At 49.8% G+C, this 22,758-nt stretch carries 19 protein-coding genes; 14 read left to right on the top strand and 5 right to left on the bottom strand.

Going from position 1 to position 22,758, the window contains the following annotated elements; translation table 11 throughout:
• Position 1: 1 nt before the first annotated feature.
• The 12 genes from DXD02_RS01100 to DXD02_RS01045 all read left to right on the top strand — a co-directional run bounded on the left by DXD02_RS01100 (position 2) and on the right by DXD02_RS01045 (position 13,838).
• The gene (locus tag DXD02_RS01100) at positions 2–1,513 is read left to right on the top strand and encodes a cobyric acid synthase (RefSeq protein ID WP_118666268.1); all 1,512 of its coding nucleotides are present in this window, start codon (positions 2–4) and stop codon (positions 1,511–1,513) included.
• A gap of 2 nt (positions 1,514–1,515) precedes the next feature.
• Positions 1,516–2,160, top strand: coding sequence for a precorrin-8X methylmutase (locus tag DXD02_RS01095; protein ID WP_055218068.1), 645 nt, complete (start codon positions 1,516–1,518; stop codon positions 2,158–2,160).
• Between the two features lie 453 nt (positions 2,161–2,613).
• Positions 2,614–3,837, top strand: coding sequence for a tyrosine--tRNA ligase (tyrS, locus tag DXD02_RS01090; RefSeq protein ID WP_022462314.1), 1,224 nt, complete (start codon positions 2,614–2,616; stop codon positions 3,835–3,837).
• Between the two features lie 78 nt (positions 3,838–3,915).
• The gene (gene alaS, locus DXD02_RS01085; protein ID WP_118666267.1) at positions 3,916–6,555 is read left to right on the top strand and encodes an alanine--tRNA ligase; all 2,640 of its coding nucleotides are present in this window, start codon (positions 3,916–3,918) and stop codon (positions 6,553–6,555) included.
• A gap of 205 nt (positions 6,556–6,760) precedes the next feature.
• Complete coding sequence (gene rpsU, locus DXD02_RS01080) at positions 6,761–6,937, top strand: 30S ribosomal protein S21 (protein WP_004222305.1); 177 nt, start codon at positions 6,761–6,763, stop codon at positions 6,935–6,937.
• Between the two features lie 94 nt (positions 6,938–7,031).
• Positions 7,032–8,612, top strand: a complete 1,581-nt coding sequence (gene cls / locus DXD02_RS01075) for a cardiolipin synthase (RefSeq protein ID WP_117801014.1) — start codon at positions 7,032–7,034, stop codon at positions 8,610–8,612.
• Between the two features lie 74 nt (positions 8,613–8,686).
• Positions 8,687–9,955: a D-alanyl-D-alanine carboxypeptidase family protein gene (locus DXD02_RS01070; protein ID WP_243108183.1), complete on the top strand. Its 1,269-nt coding sequence runs from the start codon at positions 8,687–8,689 to the stop codon at positions 9,953–9,955.
• 33 nt (positions 9,956–9,988) lie between these two features.
• Positions 9,989–10,723 carry a ribonuclease H1 domain-containing protein gene (locus tag DXD02_RS01065; RefSeq protein WP_055218059.1) on the top strand — a complete coding sequence of 245 codons (735 nt, stop codon included), beginning with the start codon at positions 9,989–9,991 and terminating at the stop codon, positions 10,721–10,723.
• Positions 10,724–10,776: 53 nt separating this feature from the next.
• Positions 10,777–11,577: a metallophosphoesterase gene (locus DXD02_RS01060; protein WP_158554950.1), complete on the top strand. Its 801-nt coding sequence runs from the start codon at positions 10,777–10,779 to the stop codon at positions 11,575–11,577.
• A 15-nt stretch (positions 11,578–11,592) separates the two neighbouring features.
• Positions 11,593–12,414 carry a segregation and condensation protein A gene (locus DXD02_RS01055; protein WP_117509009.1) on the top strand — a complete coding sequence of 274 codons (822 nt, stop codon included), beginning with the start codon at positions 11,593–11,595 and terminating at the stop codon, positions 12,412–12,414.
• A complete protein-coding gene (gene scpB / locus DXD02_RS01050) occupies positions 12,392–13,015 on the top strand; it encodes an SMC-Scp complex subunit ScpB (RefSeq protein ID WP_055226398.1) in 624 nt (207 codons plus the stop codon). The genes DXD02_RS01055 and scpB overlap by 23 nt, the downstream gene beginning before the upstream one ends.
• Positions 13,016–13,049: 34 nt before the next feature.
• Complete coding sequence (locus DXD02_RS01045) at positions 13,050–13,838, top strand: zinc dependent phospholipase C family protein (RefSeq protein WP_117760329.1); 789 nt, start codon at positions 13,050–13,052, stop codon at positions 13,836–13,838.
• A 99-nt stretch (positions 13,839–13,937) separates the two neighbouring features.
• Here DXD02_RS01045 and DXD02_RS01040 read toward each other — a convergent pair whose 3' ends face one another.
• From DXD02_RS01040 to DXD02_RS01025, 4 genes are all read right to left on the bottom strand, one after another.
• Positions 13,938–15,812, bottom strand: coding sequence for an extracellular solute-binding protein (locus DXD02_RS01040; protein ID WP_179964625.1), 1,875 nt, complete (start codon positions 15,810–15,812; stop codon positions 13,938–13,940).
• Between the two features lie 23 nt (positions 15,813–15,835).
• On the bottom strand, positions 15,836–16,678 hold the full coding sequence (locus tag DXD02_RS01035) for an ABC transporter permease (RefSeq protein WP_118666265.1): 843 nt from the start codon (positions 16,676–16,678) through the stop codon (positions 15,836–15,838).
• On the bottom strand, positions 16,650–17,723 hold the full coding sequence (locus DXD02_RS01030; RefSeq protein WP_118666264.1) for an ABC transporter ATP-binding protein: 1,074 nt from the start codon (positions 17,721–17,723) through the stop codon (positions 16,650–16,652). Before DXD02_RS01030 ends, DXD02_RS01035 begins: the two co-directional genes overlap by 29 nt.
• Positions 17,724–17,795: 72 nt before the next feature.
• The gene (locus DXD02_RS01025; RefSeq protein WP_055226534.1) at positions 17,796–18,335 is read right to left on the bottom strand and encodes a cupin domain-containing protein; all 540 of its coding nucleotides are present in this window, start codon (positions 18,333–18,335) and stop codon (positions 17,796–17,798) included.
• A 278-nt stretch (positions 18,336–18,613) separates the two neighbouring features.
• On the opposite strand from DXD02_RS01025, the gene DXD02_RS01020 reads away from it, so the two are divergent.
• Complete coding sequence (locus tag DXD02_RS01020) at positions 18,614–19,849, top strand: D-alanyl-D-alanine carboxypeptidase family protein (protein ID WP_226906314.1); 1,236 nt, start codon at positions 18,614–18,616, stop codon at positions 19,847–19,849.
• Here the strand turns inward: DXD02_RS01020 and DXD02_RS01015 are convergent.
• Positions 19,834–21,216: an MATE family efflux transporter gene (locus tag DXD02_RS01015; protein ID WP_055226390.1), complete on the bottom strand. Its 1,383-nt coding sequence runs from the start codon at positions 21,214–21,216 to the stop codon at positions 19,834–19,836. The two genes, DXD02_RS01020 and DXD02_RS01015, sit on opposite strands and share 16 nt — an antisense overlap.
• A gap of 268 nt (positions 21,217–21,484) precedes the next feature.
• Here DXD02_RS01015 and DXD02_RS01010 point away from each other — a divergent pair, with 268 nt between their 5' ends.
• Positions 21,485–22,708, top strand: coding sequence for a 6-phosphofructokinase (locus tag DXD02_RS01010; RefSeq protein ID WP_055226388.1), 1,224 nt, complete (start codon positions 21,485–21,487; stop codon positions 22,706–22,708).
• Positions 22,709–22,758 lie beyond the last annotated feature (50 nt).

Below are 22,758 nucleotides of genomic sequence, written 5' to 3'. Positions count from 1 at the left end.
GATGGCGAAAGTAATTATGATACAGGGAACGATGTCAAATGCGGGAAAAAGTCTGCTTGCGGCGGGCTTATGCCGGATTTTCCATCAGGACGGATACCGTGTGGCGCCGTTCAAATCACAGAATATGGCGCTGAATTCGTTTATTACGAGAGAAGGCCTTGAGATGGGACGTGCACAGGTCATGCAGGCGGAAGCGGCCGGGATCGAACCGTCCGTTTTGATGAACCCGATTCTGTTAAAGCCGACGAATGACACCGGTTCGCAGGTGATTGTAAACGGTGAGGTACTGGGAAACATGAGTGCGCGGGAATATTTTTCCCACAAAAAAGAGCTGATCCCGGACATCATGAAAGCGTACCATGCACTGGAAGAACAGTATGATATCATTGTGATCGAGGGAGCCGGAAGTCCGGCGGAGATCAACCTGAAAGCCGATGATATCGTCAATATGGGAATGGCAAAGCTTGTGGATGCACCGGTGCTCCTCGTCGGAGATATTGACCGCGGCGGCGTTTTTGCTCAGCTTTACGGTACCGTAGAGCTTTTAGAGCCGGATGAGCGCGACCGCATCAAGGGTCTGATTATCAACAAATTCCGCGGGGACAAAACCATCCTGGACCCGGGCGTTGTGATGCTGGAAGAAAAAACACACATCCCGGTGGTCGGCGTGGCGCCGTATCTCCACATCGAAGTGGAAGACGAGGACAGTCTGACCGAGCGATTCACCAGAAAAGAGGAGATCGGTCTCATTGACCTTGCGGTCATCCGTCTCCCGCGTATTTCAAACTTCACCGATTTCAACCCGTTCGAGCGGATCGAAGGCGTATCACTCCGCTACATAAGCTCTGTCTCCGAACTGAAAAATCCGGATATGATTCTGCTTCCGGGAACGAAAAACACGATGGAGGATCTGCTCTGGATGCGTCAGAATGGTCTGGAAGCGGCCGTACTGAAGGCGGCTGCGGCCGGAAAAGTAATTTTCGGTGTCTGCGGCGGCTTCCAGATGCTCGGAGATACGCTGAGCGATCCGCTGCATGTCGAAGCCGGCGGAACGATCAAAGGAATGGGACTCCTGCCGATGGATACTGTATTTGCCGGTGAGAAGACGAGAACCCGCGCGGAGGGCGCTTTTGGAAAAACAGAAGGCGTTCTTGCCGGGATCGAGGGAACCCGGATTGAGGGCTATGAAATCCATATGGGAGAAACGGTGCGGAAAGAAGAAACAGAAGCATTCACGCTCATCGATGATCAGAACCGTGCTGATTCGGATAAGCTGGACGGTGCACAGAAAGGAAATGTGTACGGTACGTATGTGCACGGCATTTTCGACAAAGAAGAAGTTGCCGAGCGGATCGTGGAAGCACTTGCAAAGAATAAGGGAATTGCCATGGAGCAGATTCACGGTGTCGATTACCAGACATTCAAAGAGACACAGTACGATATTCTCGCAGATGCGCTGCGCGAGCATCTCGACATGAAGAAGATTTATCAAATTCTGGAAGAAGGGGCATAAAGATGAAGATAGAACTGGAGCAGGTAAGCCCGCACGAGATTGAAAAGAGAAGCTTTGAAATTATCACGGAAGAATTAAACGGAAGAACGTTTCCAGAGGATCAGGAACTGGTTGTAAAGCGGTGTATCCACACAAGTGCGGATTTTGATTATGCGGATAATCTCTGCTTTTCGGAGCATGCGGTGGCAAAAGGCATCGAGGCGATCCGGGAGGGAGCCTGCATTGTGACGGATACGCAGATGGCAAGATCCGGCATCAACAAAAAGGTGCTTGCGCGCCACGGCGGTGAAGCGCTCTGCTTTATGTCAGACGAAGATGTTGCAGCAAGAGCAAAAGAAACCGGAAGCACCCGCGCGGCAGCCTGCATGGAAAAAGCGGCGGAGCTGGATAAAAAGCTGATTATTGCGGTTGGAAATGCGCCGACGGCACTGGTCCGCCTCTATGAACTGATCGGGGAAGGAAAAATAAAACCGGCGCTGATCATCGGAGTTCCGGTCGGCTTTGTCAATGTGGTACAGTCCAAAGAACTGATTATGCAGACCAATATCCCGTATATCGTGGCACGCGGACGAAAAGGCGGCAGCAATATCGCGGCGTGCATCTGCAACGCACTCCTGTATATGATGGATCAGGACCGCGGATATTAAAAATAGATGAAAAAACGGAAAGCAGAAGTCTTGACAGATTTCGAATCACCATTTATACTATGGAACATGGAAAAAGGCTTGGAAGGGAACAAGTAGACGTACAAAAACGCGGACAGAAAGCAGCCGGCAGATGAGAGGCGCATGCAGGTTCTGTACGATTCGAATACATCCCGGAGTTGCGCACCGAATAAAACGGGCGGCAGAAGAACTATGATGCACGTTTTTAGTAGGCTGCGACGTAAGAGACGAACGTTACAGCGTCAGGGTATTCAGAGGTTTTGGATACCGACAAAGGCAGCTGCCGTGAGACAGCTGTGAAGTAAGGTGGTAACACGGGAGATACGGGCTCTCGTCCTTTGAATCGGAAAGGACGGGAGTCTTTTTGTATAAAAAACTTTGGTCCCAGACGGTAACACATACCCGAAAGTCAACCGAAAAAAGGAGAAAAACAAAATGCAGATTTATGACGAACTGATCGCCAGAGGCCTTCTGGCACAGGTAACCGACGAAGATGAAATCAGAGACCTGGTAAACAATGGAAAAGCAACGTTCTATATCGGATTCGACTGCACCGCAGACAGTCTGACCGCAGGTCACTTCATGGCACTGACCCTGATGAAACGGATGCAGATGGCAGGAAACAAACCGATCGCCCTGATCGGCGGCGGCACCACCATGATCGGTGACCCGTCCGGAAGAACCGATATGAGAAAAATGCTGACCCGCGAGGAGATCGACCACAACGCAGAGTGCTTCAAACGTCAGATGGAGCGTTTCATCGAGTTCGGCGAGGGAAAAGCTATGATGCTCAACAACGCAGACTGGCTGCTGAACCTGAACTATGTAGAACTGCTCCGTGAGGTAGGTGCATGCTTCAGCGTCAACAACATGCTCCGTGCAGAGTGCTACAAACAGCGTATGGAAAAAGGTCTTTCCTTCCTGGAGTTCAACTACATGATTATGCAGAGCTACGACTTCTATCACATGTTCCAGAAATACGGCTGCAATATGCAGTTCGGCGGCGATGACCAGTGGTCCAACATGCTGGGAGGAACCGAACTGATCCGCCGTAAACTTGGAAAAGATGCCTATGCAATGACCATCACCCTTCTGACCGACTCTCAGGGCAAGAAGATGGGTAAAACCGCAGGAAACGCTGTATGGCTTGACCCGAACAAGACCAGCCCGTTCGATTTCTACCAGTACTGGAGAAACGTGGACGATGCCGACGTCTTAAAATGTATCCGTATGCTGACCTTCCTGCCGCTGGAGCAGATCGACGAGATGGATTCCTGGGAAGGAAGCAAGCTGAACGAGGCAAAAGAGATCCTGGCCTATGAGCTGACCTCCATGGTACACGGCGAGGAAGAAGCAAAGAAAGCGCAGGAAGGCGCACGTGCCGTATTCTCTACCGGAAGCTCCGAGCATATGCCGACCAGTGAACTTTCTGCAGAGGATTTCACGGACGATAAAATCGATATCGTAACCCTTCTTGTCAAAGCAGAGCTTGCAAAGACCAGAAACGAAGGACGCCGTGCCGTAGAGCAGGGCGGTGTATCCGTAGACGGTGAGAAAATCACAGATCCGAAATATGCCGTAGAAAAAGCAGCCTTCGGCGAGGACGGTATCGTTCTGAAAAAAGGAAAGAAGAATTTCAAAAAAATTTGCGTTAAATAATTAAGTGTGCTATTATAAAAGAATGGATTCCCGGAAGAAATTCCGGGACACACTGAATTATTTGGAGGACAAACAGTCATGGAAAAATATGGCGTAAACGAATTACGAAAGATGTTTCTTGAGTTCTTCGAGAGCAAAGGACATCTTGCTATGAAGAGTTTTTCGTTGATTCCACACAACGATAAAAGTCTTTTACTGATCAACTCCGGTATGGCTCCGCTGAAACCTTACTTCACAGGCGCAGAGATTCCGCCGAGAAGAAGAGTAACAACATGCCAGAAATGTATCCGTACCGGCGATATTGAAAATGTAGGAAAAACAGCCCGTCACGGCACCTTCTTTGAGATGCTCGGAAACTTTTCCTTCGGTGATTATTTCAAACACGAAGCAATCGCATGGTCCTGGGAGTTTTTAACACAGGTAGTAGGGCTCGATCCGAATCGTCTGTACCCATCCATCTATCAGGACGATGATGAAGCATTTGATATCTGGAACAAAGAGATCGGCATCCCGGCAGACCGTATTTTCCGTTTTGGAAAAGAGGACAACTTCTGGGAGCATGGCGCAGGTCCGTGCGGTCCGTGTTCTGAGATTTATTATGACCGCGGAGAAAAATACGGCTGCGGCAAACCGGGATGTACCGTTGGCTGCGAGTGTGACCGTTACATGGAAGTATGGAACAACGTATTCAGCCAGTTCAACAACGACGGCGAGGGCCACTACACCGACCTGATCCAGAAGAACATTGATACCGGTATGGGACTTGAGCGTCTGGCCGTTGTCGTACAGGATGTAGATTCCATCTTCGATGTCGACACCATTCAGGCACTCCGCAACAAAGTATGCGAAATCTCCGGAAAAGAGTATGATAAAGATCATGAGACCGATGTTTCCATCCGCCTTATCACAGACCATATCCGTTCCGCAACATTCATGATTTCCGATGGAATCATGCCGACCAACGAAGGAAGAGGCTACGTACTGCGCCGTCTGATCCGCCGTGCAGCACGTCATGGCCGTCTGCTTGGCATTGACGGACTGTTCCTTGCCCGCCTTTCCGCAAGCGTAATCGAAGGCTCCAAAGACGGATATCCGGAACTTGAAGAGAAAAAAGATTTCATCTTCAACATTCTGAACAACGAGGAGACCCAGTTCAACAAAACCATCGACCAGGGACTTCATATCCTCTCCGAGCTCGAAGAAAAAATGCAGAGCGAAGGCAAAAAAGTTCTGGACGGACAGGATGCATTCAAACTGTACGATACCTACGGATTCCCGCTGGATCTGACCAAAGAGATCCTCGAGGAGAAGGGCTACGGCATCGACGAGGACGGTTTCCATGCAGCAATGGAAGAGCAGAGAGAGCGTGCAAGATCGAGCCGTGAAGTAACAAACTACATGGGTGCTGATGCAACCGTTTACGATGAGATCGACCCGTCCGTAACAACTGAGTTTACCGGATACGATCATCTGGAGGATACCTCCAAAGTAACCGTTCTGACGACAGAGACTGAGATTGCAGAATCTCTGATGGAAGGCCAGAAGGGAACCATTTTCGTAGAGAAAACTCCGTTCTACGCTACCATGGGCGGTCAGGAAGGCGACTGCGGTATCATCAAAGGAGCAAATGGTGTATTCGAAGTAGAAGATACCATCAAACTCCGCGGCGGAAAATACGGCCACGTCGGTGTCATGAAATCCGGTATGATTTCAAACGGCGAGGAAGTTACACTTCAGGTCAACGAAGAGGCAAGAAAAAATATCGAGAAGAACCACAGCGCAACACACCTTCTGCAGAAGGCATTAAAGACTGTTCTCGGTGCACACGTAGAGCAGAAAGGTTCTCTCGTAACCCCGACCAGACTCCGTTTCGACTTTGCCCACTTCCAGGCTATGACACCGGAAGAACTGGAAAAAGTTGAGAATCTGGTAAATGAAAAGATTCAGGAGCAGATCCCGGTTGTAACCGACATCATGGATACTGAGGAAGCAAAGAAATCCGGCGCGATGGCTCTGTTCGGTGAGAAATACGGCGACAAAGTACGTGTCGTTTCCATGGGAGACTTCTCCAAAGAGCTCTGCGGTGGTACCCATGTAAAGAATACCGCTGAAATCGGACTGTTCAAACTTGTTTCTGAGGCAGGCGTTGCAGCAGGTGTCCGCAGAATCGAAGCTCTGACCGGACCGTCTGTTACTGCATACTATAAAGCACAGGAAGAGAAAATACATGAGGCAGCAGCTCTCTTAAAGACAACACCGGCGGATCTCCTCGAGAAGATCGCTCATCTGCAGGCAGAGGCAAAAGCACTCCAGGCAGAGAATGAGTCCTTAAAGAGCAAACTGGCAAAAGAAGCGCTCGGCGATGTTATGGATAAAGTAACCGAAGTCAAAGGTGTAAAACTTCTCGCTGCATCCGTACCGGATGTCGATATGAACGGACTGCGTGACCTTGGCGACCAGCTGAAAGAAAAACTGGGAAGCGGCGTTGTTGTTCTGGCATCTGCAAAGGACGGTAAAGTAAGCCTTCTTGCCATGGTAACCGATGATGCGATGAAGAAAGGTGCACATGCCGGAAAACTGATCAAAGAAGTGGCAGCCGTTGTCGGCGGCGGCGGCGGTGGACGTCCGAACATGGCACAGGCCGGCGGAAAGAATCCGGAGAAGATCGACGAAGCAGTTGCAAAAGCTGCTGAGGTACTGGAAGGCCAGATCGCATAACAATAAGCAGGAAAAACAGCACAAAATCCTGCCGCCTGCAGGGCAGAAAAAGGAGCCAGGCAGGCGGCAGGGAAAAATTTTGCAAAAAAATGAAAAAACTTGTTGACGTACGAGATTTTTCTGGTATAATAAGAACAGTGCAAAAAATACCCATACAGTTGTATTATGCACAATCTACAACTGGAGGGAGGTTAGGTGTGAGACTATGTCAAATGTAATCGTTAAAGAAAACGAAACGTTGGACAGCGCTTTACGCAGATTTAAGCGTAGCTGTGCAAAAGCTGGCATTCAGCAGGAGATTCGTAAAAGAGAGCATTACGAGAAACCAAGTGTTCGTCGTAAAAAGAAATCTGAAGCTGCCAGAAAACGTAAGTATAATTAATGTGCAAAAAATCCCCGGCGATCTGTTTTGCCGGGGATTTTTATACTTGTAACTTAAAGTCGCAGGTTTTGACAAAACAGCAAGGCGGTGACAAATGAGAATTTTGTACAAAATAGCAAACAAGCTGTTTCGTATCGTGAAAAAGATTCTGAAGCTGCTTACCAGCCGTATGGTCATTATCGGTGTTGCACTTCTTCTGGAATTTTGCTGGCTGGCCGGAATTATGATGCAGCTCAATGAAAAATCTGTCTACATCAACTATGCGGTCACGATCCTTTCCCTGATTGCAGTGCTTTCGATTATCAATAATCCGAAAATGAATCCCGGCTACAAACTGATGTGGGCAGTCTGTATCCTGGCGCTTCCGGTAACCGGAATCTGCCTGTACGGCATTCTCGGCCATTCCAGTGTGGCAAGAAAATTCCGTACACATTACGATACAGTTCTGCTTTCGCAGGGAGGCGTTCTTGGAGAGGAAGAAGAGACGCGTAAAAAGCTCGAGGAAGAAAATATCCTGGCAGCGGGGCAGTCTTCCTATCTGACCAATTATGCGCATTATCCTGTTTATGAAAATACAGAAACAGAGTATTACCCGCTGGGAGATGTATGGTTTGAGCACTTTATTGAGGAACTCAAAAAGGCAGAACACTACATTTTTATGGAATATTTCATCATCAGCGAGGGGTATCTGTGGGATACGGTGCTGGAGATTCTGAAGGAAAAAGCGGCCGCCGGTGTGGATGTGCGGCTGATTTACGATGATTTCGGCTGCGTGACGACGCTGCCGTATCAGTATTATAAATCGCTGCAGCAGATGGGCATCAAGTGTGCGGCGTTCAATCAGTTCCGACCGGTGCTGAATGTCATTTTAAATAACCGTGACCACCGGAAAATTGCCGTGATCGACGGTCATACGGCTTTCACGGGCGGCATTAATCTTGCGGACGAATACATTAACCGCAAGGAGCGGTTCGGCCACTGGAAGGATTCCGGAATCTGTCTGCATGGTGAGGCGGTATGGAGTTTTACGGTGATGTTTCTGCAGATGTGGAGCACAATCACCGGTATGGAATGCAATTTCGAATCATACCGGCCGGAGATCTATCACGAGGAAGCGTTTAAAAAAGACGGTTTTGTGCAGCCGTACGGCGATTCCCCGCTGGATGGAGAGACAGTAGGCGAGCATGTTTATCTGAACATTATTTCACAGGCGAAAAAATATCTTTATATTTTTACTCCGTATCTGATTCCGGACAACGAGACGCTGACCGCTCTCTGCATGGCGGCAAAGCGCGGAGTCGATGTGCGGATTGTAACGCCGGGCATCCCGGATAAGAAGATTGTCTATATTCTGACGCAGGCCAATTACGAGATCCTGCTGGAATCCGGCGTTCAGATGTACCAGTATACGCCGGGCTTTATCCATTCCAAGAGCTTTGTCTGTGATGATGAAGTTGCGACGGTCGGAACGATCAACATGGATTACCGGAGCATGTACCTGCATTTTGAGTGCGGTGTCTGGATGTACGGCAGCAGTGCGGTTGCCCAGGTAAAAGAGGATGCGCTGACCACGTTTGAACAGTGTGAGCAGATCAATATGGACTACTGCCGAAAGAAAAATTTTGCAGTCCGTGCACTCCGCGGTGCGCTGAAGTTTCTGGCACCGCTGCTGTAAACGGAACAGACAGCATAGTTCTGCGGTCGTCTGCATAGCCTGTAGGGAAGAAAGAGCAGATGTTTCGGGGGAATATGAAGAGAAGAACACGAAATATCGTCTGGAGCCTGCTGATGATCCTGGCGCTTCTTGCAGCGCCCTTGAAAGTGACTGCGGCAGAGCAGAATGGAGAATCTTCCGACAAGCAGCAGAACGAAACAACGGAACAGAAAACAGAAGAGACGGAGGAGACAGCACCGGAGATGACACCGGACCTTGGGCTGGCTTCGCCGTCTGTTCTTTTGATGGAGGCACAGACCGGAACTGTTCTGTACGAGAAAAATGCGTCGGAACAGCGAAGCCCGGCGAGCATCACAAAAATCATGACGCTGCTGCTGATTTTTGAAGAGCTCGAAAAAGGGACGCTCCAGCTGACCGACGAAGTGACGACGAGTGCGCACGCCAGAAGTATGGGCGGGTCCCAGGTTTTTCTGGAAGAGGGCGAAAAGCAGACCGTTGAGACGATGATCAAGTGTATTGTCGTTGCTTCGGGAAACGATGCATCTGTAGCGATGGCAGAGCATATTGCGGGGACAGAAAGCGAGTTTGTCAGCCGGATGAACCAGAAAGCAAAAGAACTCGGCATGAACGACACGAAGTTTGAGGACTGCTGCGGCCTCACGGATTCCGACGGCCATTACACGACAGCGGCAGATGTGGCGAAAATGTCTCGGGAGCTGATCGAGCGCTTTCCGCAGATCCTGAACTATTCCTCTATCTGGATGGAAGAGATTACGCATGTCACACAGAAGGGAAGCAAACCATTCACCCTCACTAATACAAATAAGCTGATCCGCGGCTATGAGGGCTGTGTGGGACTGAAAACAGGAAGCACCTCGAAGGCGAAGTACTGCGTCTCGGCAGTGGCGAAGAAAAATGATCTGACGATGCTGGCAGTCGTGATGGGAGCACCAGACTACAAGGTGCGGTTTGCAGATGCAGCGTCACTGTTCCAGTATGGGTTTTCGTCCTGCAGCATCTACATAGACCGGGAACGCGATCCCCTGCCGGAACTTTCGGTTGTTTATGGAAAGCAGGATACGGCAGAACTGGAATATGCGGAAGAATTCCGCTATCTTGCGACGGGCGGGACGGTGATCGGTGAAGTGGAAAAAACGATAGAACTGCCGGAAGAGGTGCAGGCCCCTATCCAGAAAGGCGAGTGTGCCGGAAGAGTTGTTTACAAAGCAGACGGTGAGGAACTTGGTTCCGTTGCGATTTTATATGGAGCAGACGTGGCAAGAGCCGGCATGTGGGACCTGTTCGGATGTACGATGAAACAATATTTTCTTGGGACGGCATAAAGCCGGAGTATCATGCGCGAAAAGGAGAAAAACATGGCAAAGAAAAATTACTATGCGGTAAAACAGGGAAAGGTTCCGGGCATCTACCGGACATGGGATGCGTGCAAAGCGCAGGTACACGGTTATCCTGGCGCAATTTACAAGGGATTTGAGCGTCTGGAGGAGGCAGAGGCCTTTCTGGGCGGCGGTAAAATGCCGGAACCATTGCTGCGGGAAACAAAAGGAACGTATTCCGCTGCCCCGGAACGAAAGGCAGTACAGAGCACGGCAGCACCCGATCCTTCTTCTTGGGACTGGGAACACCTGATTCTGGCAGAAAAACCATGCGAAGACCCGGAATACGCCGGTGTCGGCAGGAGCGCCGTCGCATACGTGGATGGAAGCTATCAGCATGCGCTCGGAAAGTTCTCCTGCGGTGTGGTCCTCTTCCTGGACGGAAAAGAGTTGAATCTTGCAGAAGAATACAGCGACCCGGATCTCGTCTCCATGCGGAATGTGGCAGGCGAGATCAAGGGCGCAGAGCTGGCCATGGCTTACTGCCTGACACATGATATTCCGGAGCTGGCCATCTATCACGATTACCAGGGAATCGCAAGCTGGTGTACGAGAGAATGGCAGGCGAAAAAACAGGGAACCATCGATTACCGGAATTTTTACGATCTGGCATCGGCCAAAGTTGCGATCCGCTTCTGCAAAGTAAAGGGCCACACCGGCGTCACCTACAACGAAAAAGCCGATCAGCTGGCAAAACAGGCATTGGGCTTATAAACAGCAGGGAAAACGGGTTGTCATACACCGAAAAATCAAGTATAATGAACGGTATGAGAAAATTTACAACGACCTATTACAAACTTTCGTCAAATGGAAAATTTCTGGAAGGAAACGGTTTTCGTCTGGCGTTTATCAGTGATCTTCACAATATGGAGTTTGGCCCGGATAACACGGTGTTAAAGGCGGTCATCGATGAGGCGGCTCCGGATCTTGTCATCATCGGCGGGGACCAGATTGTGGCAAAGCCGGGGGAGAACCTCGACCCGGGTCTGAGTTTCGCGGAACGTCTTGCGGAGGAATACCAGGTAATCTATGGCTGCGGAAACCACGAATACCGTCTGAAGCTGTATCCGGAACAGTACGGCGATCTGTATGAAAAGCTCCGGGAGCGCCTGAAAAAGGCAGGAATCTGCTATCTGGAAAATGAGACGGCGGATCTTACCATCAGCGGCTGTCCGGTCCGGATCTACGGCTATGCCATGGACCGCACCTATTACAACCGCTTTTACCGCGGACCGCTGCCGGTTTCGGAACTGACGGACCACCTTGGAAAACCGGATCCGGCGCGCTACGGCATTCTGCTGGCACATCACCCTGCCTACCGCAGCTCCTATGCATCATATGGAGCCGATCTGACGCTTTCCGGCCATTATCACGGCGGCGTGGTGGGCCTTGGCGCGCACCGGGGGCTTGTGACACCGGATTTCCGCCTTTTTTCGAAAAACTGCCGCGGGCTGTTCCTGACGGGCGGCACCTGCCAGATCATCAGTGCAGGAACGGGCGAACACACCATTCCGGTCCGCATCTGGAACAGAAGAGAATTGATTATTACAGATATCGGGAAACCGTAAGGGAGAACAGAGCACATGGCGATACCAGTAAAGCTTCCGGTGTTTGAAGGACCGCTGGACCTTCTTCTTCACCTGATCGATAAAAATAAAATAGATATTTACGATATCCCCATTGTAGAGATTACGGACCAGTATCTGGAATACATTCATCAGATGGAGCGGGAAGACCTCAACATCATGAGTGAGTTCATGGTCATGGCGGCGACGCTTCTGGATATCAAATGCCGCATGCTGCTTCCGAAAGAAGTGAATGAGGAAGGCGAGGAAGAGGACCCGAGAGCCGAGCTGGTGCAGCAGCTTTTAGAGTACAAAATGTACAAGTACATGTCGTACGAGCTGCGTGACCGCATGAACGAGGCGAGCCGTTCCGTGTACAAGGAACCGACGCTTCCAAGAGAAGTGCTGGAGTACAGGACGCCGGTCGACACCTCCGAGCTCCTCTCGCAGATTTCTCTCGCGAAGCTCCATACGATCTATAAAATGATTTTAAAGCGCCAGGAGGACAAGATCGACCCGATCCGAAGCAAGTTCGGAAAGATCGAAAAAGAAGAGGTCAGCCTGCCGGACAAGATGACGTATGTCGAGCAGTTTGCTGTTAAAAAACGCCGCTTCAGCTTCCGCGACCTTTTGGAATCCCAGCCGGGCAAGGTGCATGTGATTGTCACCTTCCTTGCAATCCTGGAGCTGATGAAAACCGGCAAAATCCGGATCAGCCAGGAGGAGCTTTTCGGGGATATCCTGATTGAATCCCTGGAGGATGAAGACACCGTAGTTGTGCCGTATACAGACGAGACAGACAGTGAGGACAAGACAGATGGAAGAACAGAACAGGAATAAAGAAACTGCCCTGGGTGAGGCAAGACGCCCCTCTTCGGTCGAGGAGGCGGAAGCGGCCATCGAGGCAGTCCTTTTTGCGATGGGAGATTCCGTGGAGCTGGGAAGGATTGCAAAAGCGATCGGCCATGACACGGAGACGACCCGCAGGATTCTGAACCATATGATGGAAAAATATAATACGAAAGACCGCGGCATCCACATCGTGGAGCTTGAAAATGCGTATCAGATGTGCACGAAACAGGAATATTATGATTATCTTGTCAACATCGCCATGCAGCCGAAGAAGGCGGTTCTGACCGACGTCATGATGGAGACTCTCTCGATCATTGCCTACAAGCAGCCGGTCACGAAGCAGGAGATCGACAAGATCCGCGGCGTCAAGAGCGATCACGCGGTCAACAAACTGGTGGAGTACAATCTGGTGCAGGAGCTTGGCCGCCTCGACGCGCCGGGCCGCCCGATTGTGTTCGGCACGACCGAAGAATTCCTGCGGAACTTCGGCGTTGATTCCACCGACAATCTGCCGGAGATCAGTCCGGTCAAGATGGAGGACTTCCGCGCAGAAGTGGAAGAGGAAATGCAGATCAAGCTGGATGTCTGATCCGGCAGGAGAAAAAAAGAAGGGAGATACCGATATGCCTACTACGTACGCACACGACAGGTTCGGAAGAGAAGTCTATGAACAGCTTCCGGCAAATTTGAAAAAGATCATTCGAGAAAACAAAAAATTGTATCTGATCGGACTGCACGGGCCGGATATCTTCTTTTATTACCATCCGTTCTCGAAAAACCGTGTGTCTGATTACGGAACGTTTCTGCATGAACAGACGGCTTCCGTTCTGTTCGAGGATGAGGTGAAAAAGTATCAGCAGAGCCCGTCAGAGGCGATGGAAGCGTATCTGTTAGGCTTTGCCTGCCATTACCTTCTCGATTCGACGTGTCATCCGTATATCGGGAAATTTGTGGATCACACTGGAATTTCCCATGCAAAGATTGAGACGAGCCTTGACCAGTACTTCATGCTGGAGGACGGCCTCGATCCGCTCGTATACCGTCCGGCATCGCCGATCTGCCCGCACACCGACGGCAACAAGGTCATCCACCGCTGTTTTCCGGAAATCGGGGAAACAGAAATTGTCGAATGCCTGAAGGGCATGAAGCTCTGGACGAGAATCACGATCTGCCGCAGCAGTGCGGTAAGAAGCCTTCTTCTTGGAGCGATGAAACTGGTCGGCTGCTATGATTCGATGGGCGGCCGTGTGATGCCTGGAAGGCCTCAGAAGGAATGCGAAGCGGGCACACGGAATCTTGTCCACCTGTACGAAAGAGCGCTTGCAGAGGCGCCGCAGGAGCTTGTAAAGCTGGATGAAGTGCTCCATGGAAACGGAACGCTTTCCCCGCGCTTTGACCACAATTTTGATTAAAACAGACTTTTGAGAGCAACAGTAAGAATAGAAAAATCCCGGCAGGAATCTTTCCTAAGAATTCCTGACCGGGATCTTTTTTTGTCCGAAAGCAGATCTTTAATTTGATTTTACTTCACGCCACAGCTGGTTGTAAACCTCATCGGCATCATCGCCAAGATACGTAAAGGTTTCGCACCGTGCAAGCGTTTCCTCATCCGGGAAGGCGATTTCACTGTTTCGGATATCGTCATCCTCAATCAGTTCACGCGCCGCATCATTCGGCGTAGAGTAGGTAATATACTCAAAGTTTTTCAGTGCGATGTCCGGCCGGCAGAGGAAATTCAGGAATTTCTCTGCGTTCTCGACATGCTGCGCATCTTTTGGAATGCACCAGGAATCGATCCAGACGTTGGAGCCTTCTTTTGGAACAACGTATTCCAGATCCGGGTTTTCACGCTTCGTGTAGATAGCTTCACCGGAGTAAATAACGCCGATAGCCGCCTCATTTCCGATCATCTTGTCACGCACCTGATCCACAACGTACGCCTGCACGAGAGGTTTCTGTGTCACAAGCAGATCCTTCGCCTCCGTCAGCTCCTTGATATTGGTGGAGTTTAAGGAGTATCCCAGATCCTTTAAAGCAACAGCAAACGCATCGCGCACGCTGTCCTGCATCAGAATGCTGTCGCGGTAATTGGTATCCCACAGAACAGACCAGGAGTCGATCGGCTCGCTTACCATTTTTTTGTTGTACAGAATACCAACTGTTCCCCAGCAGTACGGGATCGAGTAGAGATTGCCCGGGTCGAACTGCTCGGAAGTCTCGTAGTACATATCTCCAATGTTGGAAGCGTTCGGAATATGGTCAAAGTTGATCGGCTGCAGCAGATCGTTCTGGATCATCTTCTGAATCATATAGTCGGACGGGCAGACAAGATCGTAGGAAATCGCACCGGATTTGATCTTCGGATACATGATTTCGTTCGTCTCATACTCCTCGTAAACAACGTGGATACCGGTTTCTTCCTCAAAGATATCGATGACATCAGAATCCATATATTCGCCCCAGTTGTACACAATCAGCTGCTGGGAGCCGCCGGCTGAAGCATTCTGGCTTCCGTAGTAAATACCGCCGCCGCCGATGACAAGCACCATGGCGATCGGAAGAATCCGGCGGAAGACCACACGTTTCGTGATGCGGAAACGGATGCCCTTCTTCGCCATAGCCTCGCGCTCTTTTGCCTCCTCTTTTTCTTCCTTCGGAGAAGGATTCACATTCACAAGGAGCAGCAGAAGCAGTACGGTAACAAAAAGAATCGTGGAGAGCGAGTACATCTCCGGCTTGATTCCCTTGCGGACTTCGGCATAAATCTTTGTGGAGAGCGTATCAACGCCCGGTCCCTTGGTGAAGTAGGTGATAACGAAATCATCGAGGGACATCGTAAAGGAGAGCAGAAAGCCCGAAACAACACCCGGCATGATGTCCGGGAAGATGACTTTCCAAAACGCGTACAGAGGGGAAGCGCCAAGGTCGAGGGCTGCCTCGTACGTTGATTTGTTCGTCTGCTTTAATTTCGGCATAACGCTCAAAATGACATAAGGAACATTGAACGTGATATGCGCCATCAGAATCGTGCCGAATCCAAGCTGAATGCGGCAGATGATAAAGAGCAGCATCAGCGAGATTCCCATAACGATCTCACCGTTCAGCATCGGGATGTTCGTAATACCCATGAAAAGCGTCCGGCTTTTTTTTGACATGCTGTTGATGCCGATGCACGCAAGCGTTCCAAGGATGGTTGCAATCGCAGAGGCAAGAAGTGCAATGATTAACGTTGTATACAGCGCGTTCATGATCTCTGTATTGGCAAACAGTGAACGGTACCAGTGCAGCGTAAAGCCGCCCCATTTGGCACGCGTTTTTGATGCATTAAAGGAGAGCACCACAAGGGTGACAATCGGCGCATACAGAAGAATAAAGATGAGCGCCATATAAATTTTTTCCAGTTTCTTTCTCAAAATGCCGTTCCCTCCCCGTCTTTATCGTATTTGTTCATCAGAACCATCGACAGGATGATGAAAATCATCAGGACTGTGGAAAGTGCACTTCCGGCATTCCAGTTGTTGGTCTGTTTGAACTCCTGCTCGATGACATTTCCGATCAGAAGGATCTTGCTTCCGCCGAGCAGGTCGGAAATAACAAAGGTTGTAAGCGCCGGGATAAATACCATGGTAATACCGCTTACGATACCCGGCGTGGTGAGCGGCAGCGTTACTTTCAGAAAAGTTTGTACACTGTTCGCTCCAAGGTCTCTTGCTGCGTTGATGACATCGCGGTCGATCTTAATCAGGACATTGTAGATCGGCAGAACCATAAACGGCAGGAAGTTGTAGACCATACCGAGAATGATTGCTCCCGGTGTATTGATGATGGAAATGCCGGGCAGATGAAAAAACGAGAGAATGCTGTTGATGACGCCGTTTTTCTCAAGCAGTGTCTGCCATGCAAGCGTGCGGAGCAGAAAGTTCATCCACATCGGGAGAATGAAGATCAGCACAATAAAGCTGGTCTGATTGACGTTCCGGTTTGCCAGAATCATGGCAAGCGGATAAGCAAGGACAAGACAGAGGACTGTGCTGAGCAGCGAGAGCCACAGAGCCAGGCCGAGTGCCTTGATGTTTTCCTTCGTTGCAACGTAGGCAAAATTCGAAAGGGTAAAGCCGCCTTCTTCCCCGGTGAACGCATAGTAGAGAATCAGGATCAGCGGGATGATGATGAAACCAACAGCCCAGACGGCATAAGGTGCTGCCAGCCATTTCTTTAATTTATTACTCTTCAACAGCTGCCGCCTCCTCATCTTCGGATTCCGGTTTGTTCATGATCTGGATATCAAATGGATCGACATGGATGCCGACTTCCTGTCCGACCGGGAACAGATCGGTAGAGTGAACGAGAAGCTCAAAACCGTTCACCGTAACCTCCATCTCATAGTGAACACCTTTGAAAATCAGATGGGTGACACGTCCGCGGATGGTACCTTCCTCCGGCTTCACAAGATCAATATCCTCCGGGCGGATCACAACGTCGACCGGTTTGTTTTTGCCGAATCCGACATCAACGCACTCGAACTTCGCACCGAGAATCTCGACGAGACGGTCCTCAATCATGATGCCGTCGAGAATGTTGCTGTCACCGATGAAGTCTGCAACGAATGCGTTCTGCGGCTCATTGTAGATGTCTTCCGGTGTGCCGATCTGCTGGATATAACCCTGGTTCATGACAACGATCGTGTCCGACATGGTAAGCGCCTCTTCCTGATCGTGGGTGACATAGACAAAGGTGATGCCAAGTTCGTTTTTCAGACGGATCAACTCGTACTGCATGTCCTGGCGGAGCTTTAAGTCAAGTGCGCCGAGCGGCTCATCCAGAAGCAGAACTTTTGGTTCGTTGACAATCGCGCGCGCAATGGCAATTCGCTGCTGCTGGCCGCCGGAGAGAAGCGCCGGGGAGCGGTTTTCATAACCCTCAAGGTTGACGAGTTTTAAGGCGTATTTGATTTTGTCATTGATATATGCTTTGGATTTTCCTTTGATTTTCAGCCCGAAAGCAATGTTTTCTGCAATCGTCATATGCGTGAAAAGAGCATACTTCTGGAACACCGTATTTAGCTGGCGTTTGTTTGGCGGAAGCTGGGTGATATCCTGTCCGTTAAATAAAACCTTTCCGGCATCCGGTGTCTCAAAACCGCCGAGGATACGTAATGTGGTTGTTTTTCCGCAGCCGCTCGGGCCAAGGAGGGTAAGAAATTCGTTTTCACGGATATAAAGATTCAGATCATCCAGAATGGTAACTCCGTCGTACGATTTTGTGATGTTGACCAGATCAAGTAATTTGGTACTCATGTGTAATATGCTCCTTTCGGGTTGTGAAATTTGGAACACCGTTTCTCGTGAAAATCACGCGGTGTAAAAAATCTAAAAATAAGGCGGTGAACTGACCCAGAGAATGATGGCCGGTGTTTTACCCGGATTTTCCAGATAGTGATTACAGGAAGCGGGATAGTAGAAGCTTTCCCCTTTCTTCACTTTGTGGCATTCATCTCCAAGATGAAGGAGAATACGGCCGGAAAGTACATAGCCGAATTCCTCGCCTTCATGCGGTGAATCAATCTCGGTGCACGCGCCGCTTTGCAGCGTCAGCCGGATTGGCTCCATCCTGTTTTTCTGTGCATTCGGAACGATCCATGCGATCTCGTTGCCCTGCGCTTCAGCGGTCTTTACAAAGTAATCTTCTTCGCAAAAGACAACCTGATTGTCCTGCTCTTCGCCGAAAAACGTTTTTAGATCCGTTCCAAGGCAGGTAAGAACATCAACCAGCGTGGCGATCGAGGGAGAGGTCACATCGTTTTCAAGCTGGGAAATAAATCCCTTTGACAGCTCGCTCCGATCTGCCAGTTCCTCCTGCGTCAGTCCTTTCCACATCCGCAGTTCCCTGATTTTTTTTCCGATTTCCATAAAAAATCCTTTCTGCATCCAAAGTCTTTCCCGGGATCCTTTTGCTGAATACGGATTCTCAGGAAATCTCAGTAAAAATAAACAAAAAGTTTAGTAATTCTATACAAACACGGGGAATTATACATGATATGGATCGCAGTGTCAATAACTTTGTGAAATTTTACCATGATTTTGCAGGAAACCTCATATAATGAAGAAGAAGCAGACAAAAAGCCGGTCCCAAAAGAGCGTCCGGCTTTTCCATTTTTAAAGAGAAAAAACACAAGGGGGATCTGATTTTGAACAGAAAAAGAAGAAACAAGACAGGTTTTTTCCTGGGAATCCTGCTTCTGTTTTTGGGAAGTGTGTCCGTGACTGCGACAGAGCAGGAGAGCGAGCCGAATCAGCTGTTTGCAACGGCGGCATGCCTGATGGATGGCGATACCGGCCGTGTGCTGTTCGGAAAACGCGAGACAGATCCTATGGCAATGGCGAGCACAACGAAAATCATGACATGCATTCTGGCACTGGAAAACGGACAAGAGCAGACGGTCGCAACTGCATCGGCTAAAGCAGCCGCAGCGCCGAAAGTACATCTCGGTGTGCGGGAGGGAGAACAGTTTCTGCTTGGCGATCTTCTGTATTCCCTGATGCTGGAATCGCATAACGACGCGGCGGTAATGATTGCAGAGACCATCGGCGGAAGTGTAGAGGAATTTGCATCGCTTATGAATGAAAAAGCCGCAGCAATCGGCTGTACGGATACGCATTTTGTGACGCCGAACGGTCTCGATGCTTCTGACGCAGGCGGAGATCACCACACGACAGCAGCTGATCTGGCACGGATCATGCGATACTGTGTCTGGATTTCACCGAAAGCCGCCCAGTTTCTCGCAGTGACGCAGACGCGGTCCTATACCTTCTGGGATCTGGAAAAGAAAAACATGTTCAACTGCTATAATCACAACGCACTGCTGGATCAGATGGATGGAGCTGTTTCGGGAAAAACCGGCTTCACGGCAAAAGCCGGTTACTGTTATACCGGTGCGCTGGAGCGGGATGGAAAGCGTCTGATTGTGTCGTTGCTTGCATGCGGATGGCCCAGCCATAAAAACTATAAATGGGCGGATGCCGCAAAGCTTTTAAACTACGGGCTGGAATCGTATATGTATCGTGACGTGCTGGACCATAGCTGGAACCCAGGGCAGATTGAAGTAGCAGACGGTGTTTACGACGGGATGCTGCAGGTAAAAAGCAGCGCCCGCCTTACCCTTACAAGCCCGGCGCTTGATCCGGCGCGCTCGCTTCCCGCTCTTCTGAAAGAGACAGAAATACCGGAAAAAGACATTTTTTTACCGGAGCTTTTGAAAGCCCCGGTAAAGAAAGGAGAAAAGGTCGGTTCGGTTACGTATTCGATCGACGGGATTCTTCTCGCGGAATATCCCGTCTATGCAGCCGAAACGATCGAGAAAATTGATTATGGGTGGTGCATGGAAAAGGTCGCAGAGCGCCTCTTTTGTCATTCTTCGGTATGAGTCACTTTTGCAAGTGTTTCTGTTGAAAGAATTTTCCGGATATTGCAGAGAAACAGCGTAACGGCAGTGATAACAGAACATACATCAGCGATCGGTTCTGCATAGTAAACGCCCATGACACCGAAGAAATGCGGCAGAATGAGTGCAAGCGGAATCAGAAGGATGACTTTTCGAAGCAGTGCAATAAAAAGAGAAATCTTCGCCTGGCCAAGACCGAGGAAGGAACTCTGTACGCCGCTCTGCAGTCCGAAAATTGCCATGCCGGCAATGTAAACCGGAAGTACCTTCTCTACGATGACAATCAGTTCCGGGTCAGTCGTGAAAAGACCGGCAAAAAGAGCCGGACGAAGCATTGCGAATACAACGTAGACGAAAGCGGCAGTAAAAGTAATGGCGATCATGCGCCGGATTGTCTGGCGGACACGGTCAAACTGGCCTGCACCAAAGTTGTAGCTGATGATCGGCTGTACACCGTTCGTAAAGCCGTTGACCGGTACGAAAATCAGCTGCAGCACCGACTGGAGAATTGTCATCGAGCCGACATAGAGGTCGCCGCCGTACGTCTGTAGCCCGTGGTTCATGACGATTGTGATGGCACTTTCCGTTGCAGACATGATAAATGGTGAGATGCCGAGTGCCATGACAGAGCCTAAAATGGAAAAATCCGGTTTCATGGTGCGAAGAGAAAGGCGGACACCTGATTTTTTTGAGGTAAGAAACCGAAGAACCCATGCAGCACTTAAAGCCTGGGAGAGAATGGTAGCAAGTGCGGCCCCGGAAACACCCATATGAAGAACGAAGATGAAAACCGGGTCAAGACCAATGTTGATAACAGCGCCAATGAGAACGGAGCACATGGCCGTGCGTGCGTGTCCCTGACAGCTGATAAAAGTATTCAATCCGACAGCCAGCTCGACAAATACGGTTCCGACAAGATAAATGGAAATATACGTGGAAGCGTATCGGATTGTGTTGCTGCTTGCACCAAAGAGGTACAGAAGCGGTGTCTGAAAGAAAAAGAAAAACGCCATCAGACACACGGAGAAAAAGAGCAGCAGGGAAGTGGAGCTTCCAAGAATTTTTTCTGCGCGGTCCCGGTTTTTCTGTCCGAGTGCGATGGCGGCAAGAGGAGCACCGCCTCCACTTGCGAATCCGGCAAAGGCGGAGATGATTGTGATAATCGGAAACGTGACGCCGACACCGGTCAGTGCCAGGGAACCAACATCAGGAATCCGGCCGATATAAATGCGGTCTACAATGTTATATAGTACATTTACAATCTGTGCGAGGACAGAGGGAAGGGCCAGTTCGAGCATCAGTTTCCCGATTTTTTCGGTGCCGAGACGGCCATCTTGCTTGGTCTGCATGAAAAAAACCTCCAGTTTTTTTGTTGATGAAACGTATATTTTTCTGCGTCCTTTTCGTGGACATTGCTTCTATTATAGCTTTTTAAGGGCAATCCTGCAAGAAAAAAACGAAAAACTTTGCAATCCGTTGTGAAAGTCTACAGGCTTTTCCCGGAAACGCAAAACAGGGTGTACGGAAGAAAAAAAATATGGTACGCTATAGGACGAAGCGAAAGTGATTTCGTGAAAAACTTTTAGAAAGTAGTGGGAATAGATGGAGGAAAATCATATGCGAAATCTGTTAGTAGCGCAGTCTGGCGGACCGACCGCGGCGATCAATGCAACGGTGGCAGGAGTTGTTTCCTGTGCTGTACTGTCCGGAAAAGTAGATCATATTTATGGTGCGGTAAATGGAATTGAAGGCGTGCTTGCAGAAAAATTTCTTGATCTTGGAAAAAAACTGGATTCAGCAGAAAAAATCTCTCTTCTGATGCAGACCCCGGCAGCAGCGCTTGGCTCCTGTCGTTATAAACTGGGCGATCCGGAAGAAAACAAGGAGGATTTTGAAGAAATACTTCAAATTTTTCGCAGACATGAGATCCGTTATTTTATTTATATCGGCGGAAATGATTCGATGGATACCGTAGACAAGATGTCAAAGTACTGCAAAGAAAACGGTGTGGACGATGTGTTTGTTGTCGGGGCGCCAAAGACGATTGACAATGATCTTGTCGAAACGGATCACTGCCCGGGCTTTGGATCTGCGGCAAAATATCTGGCAGCAACCTTTGCAGAGCTGGAGAGAGACTGCCATGTATATGAAAAGAAGGCTGTGACCATCGTGGAGGTCATGGGAAGAAACGCAGGATGGCTGACGGCAGCGTCTGCACTGTCCCGTGTCAACGGCGGAGAAGGGCCGAGTCTGATCTATCTTTGCGAGCCGGTCTTTGACACCGAACAGTTTTTAAAGGATGTGCAGGAAAAACTGGAACAGAAGGACAGTGTTCTGGTTGCAATCAGCGAGGGCATCCATGACAGCGAGGGCCGCTATGTTTCTGAGCAGGTGCAGAGCGATGCACAGGATCAGTTTGGGCACAGCTACATTGCAGGTTCTGCAAAAGTACTCGAAGAGCTGGTGCGTGACCGTATCGGCTGTAAGGTAAGATCGATTGAACTGAACCTGATGCAGCGGTGCGCGGCTCATCTTGCGAGTGCGACCGATCTTGAGGAGTCCCGTATGCTCGGCATGAAAGCCTGCCAGTGTGCACTGGAAAAACAGGGAGGACAGATGGCATCGATCCGAAGAATCTCCGCGGATCCTTACCGCGTGGAGTATACCTCCGTTCCGGTATCGGAAGTGGCAAATAAAGAAAAGAAAGTGCCGCTTTCCTGGATTACAGAAGATGGTCATGATGTGACCGAGGAGATGATGGCGTATCTTCGTCCGCTGATTCTTGGCGAACCGGCGATGCAGTATGAGAATGGAATTCCGGTTCACATTGAACTATATTAAACCGAAGGAAAAACGTGCAAGAAAAGCCGCCGCCGGGCGGCTTTTTTGTA

The sequence above is a fragment of the Blautia sp. TF10-30 genome (assembly GCF_003481245.1).
In the GTDB taxonomy this organism is placed as follows: domain Bacteria; phylum Bacillota; class Clostridia; order Lachnospirales; family Lachnospiraceae; genus Fusicatenibacter; species Fusicatenibacter saccharivorans.
Note: the sequence above shows the minus strand (reverse complement) of the source record. Positions and strands in the feature narration are given on the sequence as shown.